The sequence below is a fragment of the Myxococcus sp. RHSTA-1-4 genome (assembly GCF_020037125.1).
GTDB lineage: Bacteria > Myxococcota > Myxococcia > Myxococcales > Myxococcaceae > Myxococcus.
The window spans coordinates 107988-123792 of sequence record NZ_JAIQDG010000026.1; the positions used below are offsets into that span (position 1 = coordinate 107988).

Sequence of the window (15805 nt, forward strand, 5' to 3'; positions counted from 1 at the left end):
GAGCAGGGCCCGGAAGCTGGACTCACCGGTGGGACTCGGGCCCCACCGGTGAAGCCCTCAACTACCGCTGAGCGGTCTGCTGGAAGCCAGGGTCGGCGGTAATCTCCAGGCGGCCGATGCCGAAGTCGTTGCTGCCGACCACGTCATCGCCCAGCTTGTTCCGGAGCAGGCCCTTGAAGCGGCTGCCCAGGCTGGCACCGTCGAACACCACGCCCGGCTCGGCGCCCGGAGCCAGCTCGAGGGTGAGCTGATACAGGACGCTGCCCGTGGGAATGGCGGTGTCCGCCGCCACCGAGCCCGAGCCGCCGGCCTTCTGGCTGATACCGCTGGTCAGCACCCCTGCCAGCGGGCCGGAAGCCGGCAGCGCCACCGCGGCGGCCGGCACCGAGGCGCCCGCCGACAGGATGGCACCCGCCGTCAGCGCCCCCGCCGTGGGCAGCCGCACCTTCGTGGCGTCCAGCGGGAGGTTGAAGCCCACGCCGTAGCCGCTCAGGTCCTCGGCCGCCACCACGTCCAGCACCAGCCGCGTGGCCGTGGAGGACGGGTTGCGCATCACCCGGATGCGGCCGGCCGCCGGGTCCGTGTACGCCAGCGTCGCGCCGTACACGTCGAACGCGGCGGACTCGGCGCCCACCAGCGGGCCCGAGGACGCCGCCAGGGTGTAGCCCTGGCCGTTACGGTCCACCGTCAGGTCACCGAAGCGCGCCACGCCGGCCTGCGCGGCCACCTGCACCGTGCCGCCGAGCACCGCGCCGTTCGCGTTGCCCAGCGCCAGGGCAACCTCGCTGGCCGACGTCGCCGTGTTGCCGAACGCGTCCACCAGACGCACCGCCACCTCGTTCAGCGGCAGCCCGTTGGGCGTCGAGCGCGGCTGCGCGGCGAACTCCAGGCGGGTGGGCTCCGCGCCGATGATGGCGAACGGAGCGCTCGTCGCCGGGGTCAGCCCCGTCTGGCTGGCCTTCAGCGTGTAGCCCCGGCCGGCCTTCTCCAGCACCAGGTCCGCGAAGGTCGCCACGCCATTCGACACCGGCTGCGTCAGCGTGCCGCGCAGCGTGTCGCCACCCGGGTTGGCGCCCAGGGACAGCGTCACGTTCCCGCTGCCGCTCGTCGCGTTGCCGAAGCGGTCCGTCACCTGCACCTGGACCGCCGGGCCAATCGCCGAGCCCGCCTGCGTCTCCGCCGCCACCGGGCGGAACGCCATGGCCGACGCCGCGGCGGCGGTGATGTTCACCGCCCGCGAGTAGCCGACGTACAGCTCGGTGAAGGCCGCGTTGTAGCCCACGAACACGAGCTGCGTCGCGCCCACCTTGTCCAGGGCCAGCCCCTCGAAGGTGACCACGCCGTTGACGGCCGCCACCTCGCGCGCGCCCGCCACCACCGAGGCGCCCGCCGGGTTGGCGTCGGGGTCCACCGCGACGGCCACCAGCTCACCGTAGCTCGGCACCAGGTTGCCGAACGCGTCCCGAGCCTCCACGGTGATGGTGCCCAGGGACTCACCGGCCACCGCCGTCTCGGGCGGCTCCGTCGCCACCACCAGCGTGTCGACGCCAGCGGGGGCGATGTTGAACGTGTTGCTCGTCACCTCGGAGAGCCCGTCGGAGGTAGCGCGCAGCGAGTACCCGCTGCCCGCCTTCTCCAGCCGCAGCGCGCCGAAGGTGGCCACGCCCGCGTCGGCCGACACCGTCAGCGTGCCCAGCAGCGTGCCGTTGGCCGGGTTGGCCGCCAGCGCCACCGTGACGCTCGCCGTGGAGGCCGTCTGGTTGTCGAACGCGTCCAGGATGGACACGCGCACCCCCGGAGTCAGGGCCACGCCCGCCGTGCCGTTGGCCGGCTGCTGCGAGATGACCAGCTTCGCCGCGGATGCCGCCGAGATGTCGAACGTGTTGCTCGTCACCTCGGTGAGCCCGTCGGAGGTGGCGCGCAGCGAGTACCCGCTGCCCGCCTTCTCCAGCCGCAGGGTGTCGAAGGTGGCCACGCCCGCGTCAGCCGACACCGTCAGCGTGCCCAGCAGCGTGCCGTTGGCCGGGTTGGCCGCCAGCGCCACCGTGACGCTCGCCGTGGAGGCCGTCTGGTTGTCGAACGCGTCCAGGATGGACACGCGCACCCCCGGAGCCAGGGCCACGCCCGCCGTGCCGTTGGCCGGCTGCTGTGAGACGGCCAGCTTCGCCGCGTCCGCCGCGGAGATGGAGAACGCGCTGCTCGTCGCCTCGGTGAGCCCGTCGGAGGTGGCGCGCAGCGTGTAGTCCGCCGCCGCCTTCCGGAGGTGGACCGCGGAGAAGCGAGCCACGCCCGCCGCCGCGGCCTCCTCCACGTCACCCCCCAGCGTATCGCCGCCCGGGTTGGCGCCCAGCGCCAGCGTGATGGTGGCGGTGGAGTCCGCCATGTTGCCGTACGCGTCGTGCACCTCGACCTCGAAGGCCGCCAGGTCCTGCCCCGCGATACCGTTCGCGGGCTGGGTGCGGAAGGCCAGCGCCGCCGCGGACGCCGCGGCGATGTCGAACGTGTTGCTCGTCACCTCGGTGAGCCCGTCGGAGGTAGCGCGCAGCGAGTACCCGCTGCCCGCCTTCTCCAGCCGCAGCGCGCCGAAGGTGGCCACGCCCGCGTCGGCCGACACCGTCAGCGTGCCCAGCAGCGTGCCGTTGGCCGGGTTGGCCGCCAGCGCCACCGTGACGCTCGCCGTGGAGGCCGTCTGGTTGTCGAACGCATCCAGGATGGACACGCGCATCCCCGGGTTCAGGGCCACGCCCGCCGTGCCGTTGGCCGGCTGCTGCGAGATGACCAGCTTCGCCGCGTCCGCCGCGGAGATGGAGAACGCGCTGCTCGTCGCCTCCGCCAGCGAGCCCGAGCTGGCACGCAGCGTGTAGCCCGCACCGGCCCGCTGGACGTTGACCGCGGAGAAGCGGGCAACGCCATTCTCGGCCGCCACGGTGGTGGTGCCGTTCAGCACCACGCCCGCGCCGCCTTGCAGCGCCAGCGTCACCTGCTCCGTGGAGGGCACCGTGTTGCCGAACGCGTCACGGATGGTGACCTCGACGGCCGGGGCCAGCGCCGCGCCCGCGGTGCCGTTGGCCGGCTGCGCGGTGAAGGCCAGCGCCGCCGCCGCCGCGGGGGCGATGTCGAACGTGCCGCTCGTCGCGGACTCCAGCAACCCCGACGTGGCCCGGAGGGTGTACCCCTGGGCCGCCACGTTGATGGACAGGTTGGCGAACGTCGCCACGCCACCCTCCGCGGACACCGAGGCCGTACCGTTGAGCGTCGCGCTGCCCGGGTTGGCGTCGAGCGCCACCGCCACCGTCGCGTTGGAGGCGGTCCGGTTGCCGTAGGTGTCCAGCAGCTCCACCTGCACCGCCGGGCTGAAGGCCACGCCCGCGGTGGCCGCGCCGGGCGCCGCCACGTAGGCCAGCCGCGCCGCCGCCGCCGGGGTGATGGCGAACGCCGACGAGTCCGCCGCCGTCAGGGAGCCGAAGCTGGCGCGCAGCGTGTAGCCCGCGCCCGCCTTCTGGACGCTCAGCGCGTCGAAGGTGGCCACGCCGTTGGCCACCGCCACCGAGGCCGTCCCCGCCAGCGTGGCGCCGTTGCCGGACACCAGCTCCACGGTGACGTTTCCCTGGGCGCGCTTCGCCACACGGCCATGCGAGTCCAGCACCGTCACCCGCACCGGCGCCAGGGTGGCACCCGCCACCGCGGACTCCGCCGGCTGCGTGGTGAAGCTCAGGCTGGCCGGCTGGCCGGGACGCACGGTGAACGGAGCGGACTTCACCACGGGCAGCGAGCCCGAGGAGAAGGCCAGCACGTAGCCCGTGCCATCCTCGTCGACGGTCAGCTCATTGAAGGTGGCCACGCCATTCACCGCCTCCGCGGTGGTGTTGCCGCCCAGCGTGGCTCCCGTGGCGCCGCCCTCGAGCGCCACCGTCACGGTGGCCGCGTCGTCCGCGGTGTTGCCGAAGGCATCCTGCACGTTGATGACCACCGGGGAGAGCACCGTATGCACGTCCACGTCCGTGGGGCCGGTGGTGAGCGCCATGCGAGCCGGAGCGGCCGCGCGCACGGAGAACGCCGAGCTGCTCGCGGTCTGCGTGCCGACCTGGGCCGACAGCTTCATGTTGGCGCCGACCTTCGCCACGGTGAGGTCGGTGAAGCGGGCCACGCCGTAGAGGAGCGCGGTCCGGGTGGAGCCCCCGAGCCGTGCGTCGGCGGGGGCATCCGTCAGCGTGAGCTGCACCGTCCCGCCGCGCTCGACGACGACGTTGCCGTTGGCGTCGACGAGGGCCACTTCGACGGCCCCGAGCCGCTCACCCGCCCGGACCGAGCCGGGCTGGGTGCGGAAGACCAGGGTGGCCTCCGCGGGCTGGGGCTTGGGGTCGTCACCGCACGCGGTGGCGAACAGCGCCGCGAGCAGCGTGAGACCGACAGCAATTCGCTGGGTCACGATGTTGCGCTCCATGAGGAACGAATGAGGGGAAGAGGACGCGCGCATGTTCACGGCCGCCCTCCGTAACGGGTCAGGAGCTGCGCCAGGTCGTCGTCATCCACCGCGTTCACGGGGCCCACGAGGTCCTGGTTCCAGTCGTAGTAGGGCTTCTCCGCCGTCGCCGGGGTGGTGCCCAGGCGGTTGGCCGTGGACAGCAGGTCCACGAAGTCGAGCTGCCCGTTGCGGTCATAGTCGCCGTTGCCGGCCACGCCGCGCTCGGCGGTGGCGGACGGGTAGATTTCCCACATGCCGCGGCCGAAGGTGGCGACACGCAGCAGGCCACCGGTGCGGCCCACGAACATGTCCGTCACCCGCACCAGCGGCAGGCCCACGCCGTAGCGCTCCCAGGTGGCACCCTGGTTGGTGCTCCGGTAGACGCCCAGGTCCGTGCCGGCGAACAGCGTCTGGTTGGTGTCGTCGGACGGGTCGAAGCGCACCACGTTGACGGGCACGTTCGGCAGGTTGCTGGAGATGTTCTGCCACGTCTGGCCGCGGTTGGTCGTGAGGTACACGCGGCCGAGGCCCGGCGGCAGGACGGAGGCCAGCGCCGCGCTGGACACCACGAACATGTCGCCCGGGTTGATGCCGGTGTGGTTCGGCGGGAAGTCGATGCTGCTGGTGAAGGTGGGCGTCTCGTTGGAGTCGATGGTGCCGCTGCCGTTGAGGTCCGTGCCCATGCGGTTGGTCACCGTCCACGCGCACTGCGAGGCCGGCGTGTCCAGCGTGCAGCCGGACATCACGCGGAAGCGCCCGCCGCTGCCGGCGATGCCGTACAGGCCGTCCACGGTGGAGGACACGCCCAGCGCGCGCACGGCGACGGAGTAGTCGCACGCGCCCAGGAGCTGCCACTGGCGGCGGTCCGTGCTGGTCGGCGTCCCAATCAGGCGGAACACGCCATAGGTGGTGCCGGTGATGGCCGCCGGACGGTTGCCGGTGTTGACGGCCATGACCTTGGTGAGGAACGTGGTGGTGTCACCGGAGGCGCAACCGCCCGAGGCCGCGGTGGTGGGAGGCACCAGCGTCCGCCACGTCCCGCCCACGCCCTGGTTGCAGCCACGGTTCGCCGGGACGTCCGGGTCGCAGTAGCGGGTGGAGCTGTACTGCACCGAGCCCCAGTAGATGCTGTCCTCGCCCACGCGGGACGCGGCCACGCCGATACCGTCGCCGCCGATGACCTGGTTGAAGGTGGTGGGGGCGCCCTCGGTGTCGCGGAAGCGCGTGCCGTTGTCCTGGAGGCCCGCGAACGCGATGAACTGGTTGCCCGTGGCCGGGTCACCCGACGCGACGTTGTACATCAGGTGCGTCGCCAGGCCTCGGTTGGGGAAGCGCCACTGCACCGTCTCCTGGTTGATGGGCCCCGGCTCGAACACGTTGGTGGACGTGAACAGACCACCGTCGCAGCCCACCATCGTCATGTAGCCGGTGGGCGTGCGCACCACGAGCGTGCGGTGCCAGTCGGCATGCACGTACGGCAGCACGCCGTCGGACGTCAGCGCGGACTCCGAGTAGGCGGGCAGCCAGTGCGACACCACCTCCCAGGTGGGCTGGTCCGCCAGGCCGTTGACGGTGCGCAGGCCGCAGAGCGTACCGCCGAGGATGACGCGGTTCTCGTCCCCCGGGTCCACCGCGATGGTGGAGTTGTACCAGGCCTGGGCGTTGTGGACGTTGACGCTGACGCACTGAGAGGTGTCCAGGAACGTCATGTTGCGCGGCGTGCCGTCGCCCTGGCCGCCGGACACGTCCTGCCACGTATTGCCCGCGTCGGTGGAGCGCCAGATGCCGGCGCCGGTGGACACATCGCTGCGCAGGCTGGTGAGCGCGTACAGCACCGTCCGGGTCGGGTCCTCCGGCGGCGAGCCCGCCGCGAGGGAGATGCGGCCGACGTCCGTGGGGGTGGCCGCGTCGTTGTCGTAGTCCGGCAGCCCGTTGACGGCCAGGCGCGAGGTCCAGGTCTGGCCCGCGTCCGTGCTCACCCAGATGTCACCCTGGAGGGAGGTGGAGGCGGTGGGCGAGGCCGCCGTGGGGGTGGCGTAGTTCGTGCCGCTGATGGCCCAGCGGCTCTGGCCGTTCACCTGGCCGGTATAGGCGATGGTCCACACCTGCTCCGGCACCTGCGTGCCCACGTTGGGCAGGTCCACGAGCTGGAAGGAGGCGCCCGAGTCGGCGGAGCGGAAGAGGCCCACCTCGGTGCCCACGAGGATGATGTTCGGCGCGCTCGGGTCCACCTTGATGGCGCGCACGCGCAGCGCCTGCACGGCGCGGTTGCCCACGCTGGCGGGATACGTGCCGGCCAGCGCCACCGGCGCCTCCCAGCTCCCACCGCCGTTGGTGGTCTTCACCACCTGGCCACCGACCGCGTCCACGAAGTCACCCAGGCCCAGGTACAGCGTGTCCGGGTTCTGGGGGTCCATGGCCATGTCGCCCACGGCCATGTTGCCCAGCATCTCCCCGACCGGGTGCCAGGTGGGGTCCGGCGAGAGCAGGTCGAACGTCTTCCACACGCCGCCACCGGAGGTGGAGAGGTAGGCGATGTTCTGGTCCTTCGGGTGCACGGCCATGCCACTGATGCGGCCGGAGTCCACCTGCAGGTAGGGCCTGCCGTTGAACTGGAAGCGCGCGTCGGTGGGGCCCAGGTTCACCCAGGAGTTGGCGTCCGTGCCCAGGCCCTTGTTGATGGCGGCCTGGCCGGGAGCCCGGGGCATCAGGTGCGGCCAGCGCTGGGACTCGGCGCGGGCCTCGTCCAGCAGGATGGCGGAGTCCTCCGCCGTGGGCACGCCCCAGTGGGCCTTGTGCGCCATCCACCGGGAGAACGCGTCATCGATTTCGCGCTCGACGTAGGTGTTCTCGAACAGCTCCTCCTCGACGGCGGCATGGAGCTGGGGGGGCACGTCCTCGCCGGGCTGCTGCATGAAGTCCTCGAAGCGCAGGCGGCGCTGCTCCTCGGCCCACACGCGGTAGGCACGAACGGAAGCAGGCGCGGCCAACGACAGGACACCAGCACCAACAGCCAGGGAGACGACGACTCGTCTTCGCAGGTGCAAGCGGGTTTCTCCAGAGACTGGGTTACGGGAAGTGCGCGGGGGGATGGGTACGAAGGGTAGTGGTAGACTCACCCCTAGAGTCAAATCGCGGATACTCCGACTGGCTGGCGAATAAGCGAATTGACAGACTTACCCGTCCCGCCGCGGGCGCTCTTGACGGGAGGCTGGCGGAGCCGCTCGGGGTGCTGTCACCTGCCGGGCACCGCGCGCACTCGGACGTTGGAGGCGGAGCCAGGGCCGGGGAGACTCCGGCGCCGTGGACCCTCGACGCTCGCACCCGCGCCTCGCCCTCGTGTCGCTGCTGGGCAACCTCTCCCTCATCGCCTCCTGGGCGGTGCTGCTGACGCGCCCCGCGGGCTGGAGGGTGGTGGGGCCGGTGCTGCTGCTGGGCTTCCTCGTCCTGCGCGTGGGCGGCGCGTGGTTCTACGCCTCGCGCGGGGAGGGAGACCCGCGCATCATGCGCCGCACCGCCATCTTCACCTCGGTGCTGGCGCTGCTGGCCGTGGGCCTCTGGCTCTTCACGCTGCTGCGCGGGCCCGTCTCGCTTTGAGCCCCAAACGCCTCGCGGGCGCCCCCGCCGGACCTCATGGCCCGTGGGAAGCGCCCGCACGCGCAACCGCCAGACTTCGCCGTACGGCTTACACGTTGAAGCGGAAGTGCATGCAGTCGCCGTCCTGGACGACGTACTCCTTGCCCTCCACGCGCAGCAGGCCCTTCTCCTTCACGGCGGACTCGCTGCCCAGCTTCACCAGGTCCTCCCAGCGCATGACCTCGGCCTTGATGAAGCCGCGCTCGAAGTCCGAGTGGATGACGCCGGCCGCCTGAGGGGCCTTGTAGCCCTTGTGGATGGTCCACGCGCGGCACTCCTGCTCGCCCACGGTGAAGTACGTCCACAGGCCCAGGAGCTTGTAGCCCTCGCGAGCCACCTTGTGCAGGCCCGGCTCCTTCAGGCCCGCGCTCTCCAGGAAGCCCGCGCGCTCCTCCTCGGGGAGCTGCTGGATTTCGGACTCCATGGCCGCGGCGAGCACCACCACCTCGGCGCCCTCCTTCGCGGCCATCTCCCGCACGGCCTTCACGTGCGGGTTGGCGTCCTCCTTGCCAATCTCCGACTCGCCGATGTTGGCCACGTACAGCACCGGCTTGTCGGTGAGCAGGAAGAGGTCGCGGATGACGGCGCGCTCCTCTTCATTGAGCTTCTGCGCGCGCACGGTGACGCCGGCGTCCAGGCCCGCCTTGATGCGGTCCAGCAGCGCGAGCTCGGCCTTGGCCTCGTCGCCCACCTTGCCGCCGACCTTGGTGTTCTTCTGGGTGCGCTCGCGGCGCTTCTCCACCGTCTCCAGGTCCTTGAGGCACAGCTCCGTGTCGACGACATCCCTGTCCCTGACAGGGTTCACCCCGCCCTCAACGTGGGTGACGTTGTCGTCCTCGAAGCAGCGCAGCACGTGCAGCACCGCGTCCACCTGGCGGATGTTGCCGAGGAACTGGTTGCCCAGACCCTCGCCCTTGGACGCGCCGCGCACCAGGCCGGCGATGTCCACGAACTCGAGCGAGGTGGGCACCTTCTTCAGCGGCTTGATGAGGGCGGACAGCTTGTCCAGCCGCTCATCCGGCACGGGCACCACGCCCACGTTGGGCTCGATGGTGCAGAAGGGGTAGTTGGCCGCCTGCGCGCCCGCGGCCGACAGCGCGTTGAACAGGGTGGACTTGCCGACGTTGGGCAGCCCGACGATACCGATGGAGAGAGCCATGCTGATTCCCTGGAACGCGCGCGCCGGAGGGCGCGCTTCCCCGAACTAGGCGCTACGACGCGCGGTGGCCGAGCCGCCCACCGGCAGGCCCTGCACGAACTGGTCTGCCAGGGCGCGGTGCTTGCTGTCGTCCATGCGCTCGTTGATGAGCTTGCCGGCCACTTCGATGGACAGGTCCACCGCCATGGCGCGGACCTCGGCGATGGCCTTCGCCTTCTGCTCGTCGATTTCGCGGCGGGCGGAGGCCTTGAACTCGTCCGCGTCCTTGCGGCTCTTGGCCATCATCTCGTCGCGGAACGCCGTCATCTCCGCCTGATTCTTGCGGACCGTCTCGGCGGCCTCCTGGCGGGCCTTGGCGATGGCCTCCTTGGCCTCCGCCATCTTCTGCTCCGCCTCGACGAGCATCTTCTTGGCGCTCTCGACGGAGTTGGAAATCTGCGTCTCGCGCTCCTGCACCAGCTGGAGGATGGGCCCCCACGCCTTCCAGCGCAGGACGACCATGACGAGGACGAAGGTGACGATGGTCCAGAAGATGAGGCCCGGACGGACCTCCACGAAGCTGCTGGCGGCGAGGACGGAAGGCAGGAACATGGCGTGTCCCGTACGTGAAGGTGAGAGGGCTCGAAACCGAGGGGTACTACGGGGTACAGCGAAGCCGGCGCCCGCGGAAGGACTCCCGCGAGCGCCGACGTCCTGCCGGCTATCAGGCCTTGACGGCGAGCAGGATGCAGACCACCAGCGCGAACAGCGTGGCGCCTTCGATGAGGGCCGCGGCGATGATCATCGTGGTGCGGATGTCGCCACCGGCGGCAGGCTGACGGCCCGTCGCGTCCATGGCGGCGGCGGCGAGCTTACCGATGCCGAGCGCGGCACCGATGATGGAGAGGCCGGCGCCGATACCGGCGGCGAGGAAGGCAAGAGCGAGGTTGGTCATGGAAGCACTTCTTCTTTCGTAGGCGATGACCCGCTTGTGGGGGGGTCGGTTTCAGTCCCTTTAGGACTACCTCCGGCGACCTTTCGAATCGCCGGGTCTTCAACCGGGGCGCCATACCGCGCGCCCCGTCAACTCGAGTGGGAGACGGCGCGGGGCCTCAGGCGTGGGCCTTGCCGTGGTCGTGGCTGGGACCCGTCTCCTTGTGGCCGTGGCCGTGCTCCTCGTGGGCGTGATGGCCCATGGCCACGCCCATGCCGATGAACAGCGCCGACAGCATGGTGAACACGTAGGCCTGCACGAAGGCCACGAACAGCTCCAGCAGGTAGATGCCGAAGGCGAACGGCACGCTGACCATCGCCACCGCCGGGTGCTGGAGGATGAAGATGAGGCCCAGCAGGAAGAAGATGACGATGTGGCCCGCCAGCATGTTGGCGAAGAGACGGACGGTGAGCGCGAAGGGCTTGGTGAACAGGCCCAGGAACTCCACCGGAATCATGATGGGCCACAGCAGGGGGTGCACGCCGCCCGTCAGGTGCGCCAGGTAGCCGCCGAGGCCCGCCGCGCGGATGCCGGCAATCTGGGTGACGATGAAGGTGCACACCGCGAGGCCGCAGGTGACGGCGAGGTTGCCCGTGGCGCTCGCCATCCAGGGGAACAGGCCCAGCAGGTTCATGAAGAGGATGAAGAAGAACGCGGTGAGCAGGTAGGGCACGTAGCGCGGGCCCTCCTCCTTGCCGATGTTCTTGATGGCCAGCTCGTCACGGACGAAGAGGACCAGCATCTCGAAGAGGTTGGCCCCGGTGCCGCGCGGCACCAGCTTCGTCTTGTCGCGGTTGCTCCAGATGAGGATGGAGCCGATGAGCAGCACCGCCGCCAGCCACATCATCACCGTGTGCTTGGTGATGGAGATGTCCAGGCAGCCCGCCAAGATGCCCGGAATCACCTCGCCGTGGTCCGTCATCCGCGGCTCGCAGGCGCCCGCCTTGAAGGGGATGAGAATCTGCGGCAGGTGGATGGTGACGTGGTCGTGGCTGAGCGGGATTTCAATCTCCAGCTCATGGGCGTCGGCGACGTGGTGGAGGATGTAGCCGGCCACGTCCTCCTTCTCGCCCTCGGCCGCCCCGGACGAGCCCCACGCCACAGCCGCGAACAGACTGGCGAACAGCACCATTGCCTTGCGCATCACTCGTCTCCGCCCGCCGCGCCCTTGGACGCGGCCATCACGTAGCTCACTTCAATCCACTGCAGCGCGAAGTAGACGCCGAAGAACCCCGCCACGAACGGCACCGCCGCGAGGCCCCTCGACACCACCCCCAGCAGCCCCACCAACACGCCCAGGGCCCGAAGGCCGAACACGATTCCCACCACCTTCAGCGCGGACTTGAGGTCCCGCTGCACCGCCCGCCGCTTCAGCACCAACGCCACCACGCCCGTCACCGCCGCCAGTCCCACGCCCCAACACGCCGACACCCGGTCTTCCGCCACCTTCGGAAGCAGGGCCGCCACCGCCGCCCCCACCGCCATCACCCCCGCCGCCATCGCCGCGTGTGAGCGGAAGGGGTCCTCCGCGCCGCCACCGCCCCGCGCCTTCACTTCCGCTTCCCCAGTCGGGCCATCTCCCGGAGGAATCCGTAGAAACCCACGCTGATACCCGCCAGGCTCAGCCCCACCAGCAACCAGGGCGCCGTTCCCAACCACTTGTCCAGCCAGTACCCACCCAGCACCCCCACCACCGCCCCGCCCACCAGCTTCCACACCGCCGAGATGTAGGGCTCCGCCGCCCTCATCTGGCGCGCCGCCGGACCCAGCTCGCTGCCGTCCGAACCACCTGGCTCCCGGGGCTCCTTCTCCGCCATTCGGACGCCTCCCCAAACCCCGGGAAAACCTCGGGTTTCCAGCACCACCCGAACCTGCCCCATCACGCGCGGGCGCCGCTTAGCATCGAATGCTCGGCACACGCAACCGCTACCATCCGGCCCCGGACACCGCCCCACAGCCGGGGTTGCGGCACCCTCAAGCTCAGCTATCGCGATCTGCCCCGGCAGGGCGAAAAACCCCCGCCGCGCCCCGGGCCCCCGGGTGGGAGACGGGCCGGAAGCACCCCGCCCTCCTGGCCCTCCCCCGGGCACGGTGGAGTCGTTGCGCCTCATATAAAGGTGGGACCGCGCCGGGATGTGGGTGAGCCCGCTCCGCTCCCCAGGCACCCGCCAGTCCAGCGGCGGCTCGGCCGCTCCTCGTCGCCCGGGGGCGCGCGTCGCCAGCTTGCTTCAAGGACCCAAGACCGCATCACCGGAGGACTCCATGCCGAAGCCCCTCGTGCTCACGTCCCCCCGCTTCAAGGACGGAGACATCATCCCCATCGCCTACACGGGCGAGGGCGAGGACCTCTCCCCTCCCTTGCACTGGGAGAACATGCCGGCCGGGACGAAGAGCCTGGCGCTCATCGTGGAGGACCCGGACGCGCCGGACCCGAAGAACCCGCAGATGACCTGGTGCCACTGGATTCTCTACAACATCCCCCCGAGCGCCCAGCGGCTGCCCGAGGGCGCCAACCCGGACGTCCTGCCCCCCGGCACGCTCCAGGGGCAGAACGACTGGCACCGCGTGGGCTACGGCGGGCCCATGCCCCCCATCGGCCGCCACCGCTACTTCTTCCGGCTGTACGCGCTGGACACCGTGCTGCCCGACCTGCGCCGGCCCACGCGCAAGGAATTGCTGGCCGCCATGGAGGACCACATCCTCGGTCAGGCGGAGCTCATCGGCCTGTACGAGAAGGTCCACCACCGCGGCGCGGAGTGGGGCGCGGCCGGCAAGCCCTACTGACGCGGCGTGGGCAGGAGGCGCCTCGGGGCCCGCGCTCCCGTGCTGAATGGCGCGGGGCGCCGCCGAGGCCTCACGCGCCGGCATGCGAGGCCCCGCGCCGGTCTTCCCGGCGCGAGGGGCGTCCTGCTTCGCCCGGCCGCGCCACCGGGCTCCGTGCCCCGGTGTGAGGGCTCAGGCCACCGGCGCCGTGGCACCGGGCGCGCGGCGGCGGCCCAGGAGCACCGCCACCACGCCCAGCAGGCCCAGGAGGCTGAGCGCGCCGGACACCCACTCGACGGAGTCGTGGACGAAGGACAGCGTCACGTCGCGCCGCTGGGTGAAGGTGAGCTGGAAGGTGGGGAAGGCCAGGTACACGGGCTCGCCCTCGGCGCTGCGCCAGTTGGGGAAGTAGCCCTGCCTCACCCACAGGGGCACCGGGCGCGAGGGCTCCGCCGACAGCGTCACCGTGGCGGTGTTGCCCTCCACCTTCGAGTCCGTCACGGACGGCGCGTCCTTCAGCGGCACGCGCACCTTCTCCAGCGCGTCGAAGAGGCCCTTGGCCACCTCGCGCGTGGCCAGCCGCTGCGCGTACAGCAGCGCCTCCTTGTCCGTCATCGTCGAGTCCGTGAGCTGGAGGTCCCCGGCGATGGCCTTCATCTCCTCCGGGCTGATGGTGGGCACCACGTGCACGGTGCCCCTGTCCCGCGACAGCACCTCCAGCCGCTCGAACAGCGGGTCCGCGCTGGCCAGCAGCACCACGTGTTTCGTGCGGCTGAAGCGCTCCAGCGCCGCGTAGGCGGCCTCCTCGTCGCGGTAGCGGTACTCGGTGACGAGCGCCGTCTGGAAGCGCTCCCAGTCCGACTCCGCATCCAGCGCCCCGGCGCGGCTGAGCACCAGCGGCGTGTCCAGGCGCGCGTCGCGGAAGGCCTCCTCGCCCAGGCGCACGAAGTCGAAGCCGAAGTCCGGCCGCGGCTTCACGCTGAAGGAGGTGAAGGTGAGCACCGGCTCGTACGCGGGCACCACCGCGGTGCCCGGGGCCGCGTCGCGGAAGGCATACAGCTCCCAGCGGCCCGGCGGGGACACGCGCCGCACCTGGGGCATGGCGGCCAGCCGCGCCTTGATGCCCTCCGAGTGGGCGGCGAGGTACTGGATGTTGAAGAGGCGCAGGCGCGCCACCTGGGCCTCCAGCGGCGCCGCGTCGAACTCGCCGGCGTGCAGCTTGCCGTCGATGCCGAAGGTCTCCTGGTGCGTGGAGAAGCTGTTGCGCAGCGGGTTGGCGAAGAAGACGTTGATGGCGGACTCGCGGAACACCGTCGTCAGCGAGTGCCCGCCGGCGGCGCCCACCAGGACCTGGAGGCCGAAGGGGTCCACCAGTCCCGCCTGCCCCTGCTCCACCAGCACGCGCCCGTCGGTGCGGCCGCCCAGCGCGTCGATGACCTGCTGGTACTCCGCGGCCAGCTCCGGACCGATGTTGCCGGTGGGCTCGCGCTCCAGCTTGAAGTGCGCGAAGAAGACCAGCGCGCACGCGGCGCCCACCGCCATGCGCGCGTGAGGCCAGCGCCACACCTCGCCCGCCACGGCGACGAGGTAGCCCACCAGGAAGACCATCAGGAAGGGGAAGGCCACCACGATGCGGCCCGGCTGAATCGCCAGGGACTGGAGCCCCAGCACCTCCACCGTGGGCAGCAGCGTGAAGACGAGCATCACCCCCAGCGTGGCCACCAGCGCCAGCGCGCGCCCGTCCCGCTTGAAGAAGGCCGCCAGCGTGCCGAAGAGGAGGTACGCGCCCAGGCGGAGGAAGGCGTAGATGAAGGCCCCGGGCGGGGGCGTCTCCAGCGCCTGCGTGGGCACGTACTTCAGCTTCAGCAGCATGGGCAGCACCCACACCGCCGACAGCAGCAACGCGCCCAGGCCGATGGCGAAGTGCAGCCCCAGCACGCGGGCCCGCGCCGCCCACGAGGGCGCCTGCACCAGCCGCGCCACCACGAGACAGATGAAGAGGAACGCCGCCACCCACACCACGTGCACGTTGGTGAGCGCCACCAGCGCCAGGAACACGGAGGACAGCACCGCGGGCACCCGGCCCCGGTCCGCCTCCAGGAAGGCGGCGTAGAAGGCCAGCGTGAAGACGTGCGCCAGCAACTGCGTGGACAGGCCCGCGTCGAAGGTGGAGTGAAGCGTGATTCCCAGCCCGCGCACCGGGCTGTTGTTGGCGAGGAAACCCACCGCCAGCGCGCCGGCCACCAGCCCCGCCACGCGCGCGCCCCCCAGGCGCCGGCCGCACTCGTAGCTGAGCAGCGGCACCGCCGCGCTGGCCAGCGTCTGCACCGTCCAGAAGGACGCCGTGGTGCTCATCCCCACCTTCGTGCCCAGCGCGACGAGGAAGTAGAAGACGGGCGGGTAGAAGTTGGGGAAGGGCATGCCCGCGAAGTACTCGGGCATCCACCCGGACACGGCGGGGAAGACGCGCTGCGCGTACAGGTGCGCCACGCCGTAGTGGGCCACGCCGTCCCAGCCGCCGGGCAGCTCGGACTCGAAGACGCGCCGCAGGTACGGGCCGCACACGGCGGCGAACAGCAGTAGCAGCGCGCCCAGGTCCAGCGCCCGCTCGGCCCGGACGCTCGCGGGGAACAGCCAGCGCAGCGGCCCCGGCACATCCGGTGGCGGCGCGGACGGAACGGCATGGGGCGAGGGACGCGCGTCGGTGGACGGCGGGACGGGCTGACGGAGAGGCTGGGACACGGCGCGGGCTCGCGGACTCGGAAGACCTGGGACGTGAGGGAGTCCCCCCACGGGCTGCGCCACGCGG

Annotated in this window: 11 protein-coding genes; 2 read left to right on the top strand and 9 right to left on the bottom strand. The window is 71.2% G+C overall.

Annotation, left to right across the window (positions count from 1 at the left end):
- Positions 1–61: 61 nt before the first annotated feature.
- Together K8638_RS30435 and K8638_RS30440 are read right to left on the bottom strand one after the other, a co-directional pair.
- Positions 62–4429 (bottom strand): hypothetical protein, encoded by a 4368-nt coding sequence (locus K8638_RS30435; protein WP_223758186.1) that lies wholly within the window; start codon positions 4427–4429, stop codon positions 62–64.
- A 50-nt stretch (positions 4430–4479) separates the two neighbouring features.
- The gene (locus tag K8638_RS30440; protein ID WP_223758187.1) at positions 4480–7512 is read right to left on the bottom strand and encodes a hypothetical protein; all 3033 of its coding nucleotides are present in this window, start codon (positions 7510–7512) and stop codon (positions 4480–4482) included.
- A gap of 256 nt (positions 7513–7768) precedes the next feature.
- Between K8638_RS30440 and K8638_RS30445 the strand changes: the two genes are divergently transcribed.
- Positions 7769–8062: a hypothetical protein gene (locus tag K8638_RS30445; RefSeq protein ID WP_223758188.1), complete on the top strand. Its 294-nt coding sequence runs from the start codon at positions 7769–7771 to the stop codon at positions 8060–8062.
- An 88-nt stretch (positions 8063–8150) separates the two neighbouring features.
- On the opposite strand, the gene ychF is transcribed toward K8638_RS30445, so the two are convergent.
- From ychF to K8638_RS30475, 6 genes are all read right to left on the bottom strand, one after another.
- Complete coding sequence (gene ychF / locus K8638_RS30450; protein ID WP_223758189.1) at positions 8151–9260, bottom strand: redox-regulated ATPase YchF; 1110 nt, start codon at positions 9258–9260, stop codon at positions 8151–8153.
- Between the two features lie 45 nt (positions 9261–9305).
- Entirely contained in the window at positions 9306–9851 is a 546-nt protein-coding gene (gene atpF / locus K8638_RS30455; protein ID WP_223758190.1) for a F0F1 ATP synthase subunit B, read from the bottom strand.
- Positions 9852–9963: 112 nt separating this feature from the next.
- On the bottom strand, positions 9964–10194 hold the full coding sequence (locus K8638_RS30460) for an ATP synthase F0 subunit C (protein WP_223758191.1): 231 nt from the start codon (positions 10192–10194) through the stop codon (positions 9964–9966).
- Positions 10195–10351: 157 nt separating this feature from the next.
- Positions 10352–11377 (bottom strand): F0F1 ATP synthase subunit A, encoded by a 1026-nt coding sequence (gene atpB, locus K8638_RS30465; protein ID WP_223758192.1) that lies wholly within the window; start codon positions 11375–11377, stop codon positions 10352–10354.
- Positions 11377–11787 (bottom strand): hypothetical protein, encoded by a 411-nt coding sequence (locus K8638_RS30470; RefSeq protein ID WP_223758193.1) that lies wholly within the window; start codon positions 11785–11787, stop codon positions 11377–11379. Before K8638_RS30470 ends, atpB begins: the two co-directional genes overlap by 1 nt.
- Positions 11784–12050: an AtpZ/AtpI family protein gene (locus tag K8638_RS30475; RefSeq protein ID WP_223758194.1), complete on the bottom strand. Its 267-nt coding sequence runs from the start codon at positions 12048–12050 to the stop codon at positions 11784–11786. Before K8638_RS30475 ends, K8638_RS30470 begins: the two co-directional genes overlap by 4 nt.
- Before the next feature lie 445 nt (positions 12051–12495).
- Between K8638_RS30475 and K8638_RS30480 the strand changes: the two genes are divergently transcribed.
- Positions 12496–13017 carry a YbhB/YbcL family Raf kinase inhibitor-like protein gene (locus tag K8638_RS30480; protein WP_223758195.1) on the top strand — a complete coding sequence of 174 codons (522 nt, stop codon included), beginning with the start codon at positions 12496–12498 and terminating at the stop codon, positions 13015–13017.
- 171 nt (positions 13018–13188) lie between these two features.
- Here the strand turns inward: K8638_RS30480 and K8638_RS30485 are convergent, their stop codons facing one another.
- Entirely contained in the window at positions 13189–15738 is a 2550-nt protein-coding gene (locus K8638_RS30485) for a hypothetical protein (protein ID WP_223758196.1), read from the bottom strand.
- Between the last annotated feature and the right edge of the window lie 67 nt (positions 15739–15805).

Bases quoted from the DNA above. Each gene is read 5' to 3' on its own strand.
- ychF (WP_223758189.1), bottom strand. From the start codon at position 9,260: ATGGCTCTCTCCATCGGTATCGTCGGGCTGCCCAACGTCGGCAAGTCC.
- atpF (WP_223758190.1), bottom strand. From the start codon at position 9,851: ATGTTCCTGCCTTCCGTCCTCGCCGCCAGCAGCTTCGTGGAGGTCCGT.
- K8638_RS30460 (WP_223758191.1), bottom strand. From the start codon at position 10,194: ATGACCAACCTCGCTCTTGCCTTCCTCGCCGCCGGTATCGGCGCCGGC.
- atpB (WP_223758192.1), bottom strand. From the start codon at position 11,377: ATGCGCAAGGCAATGGTGCTGTTCGCCAGTCTGTTCGCGGCTGTGGCG.
- K8638_RS30475 (WP_223758194.1), bottom strand. From the start codon at position 12,050: ATGGCGGAGAAGGAGCCCCGGGAGCCAGGTGGTTCGGACGGCAGCGAG.
- K8638_RS30480 (WP_223758195.1), top strand. From the start codon at position 12,496: ATGCCGAAGCCCCTCGTGCTCACGTCCCCCCGCTTCAAGGACGGAGAC.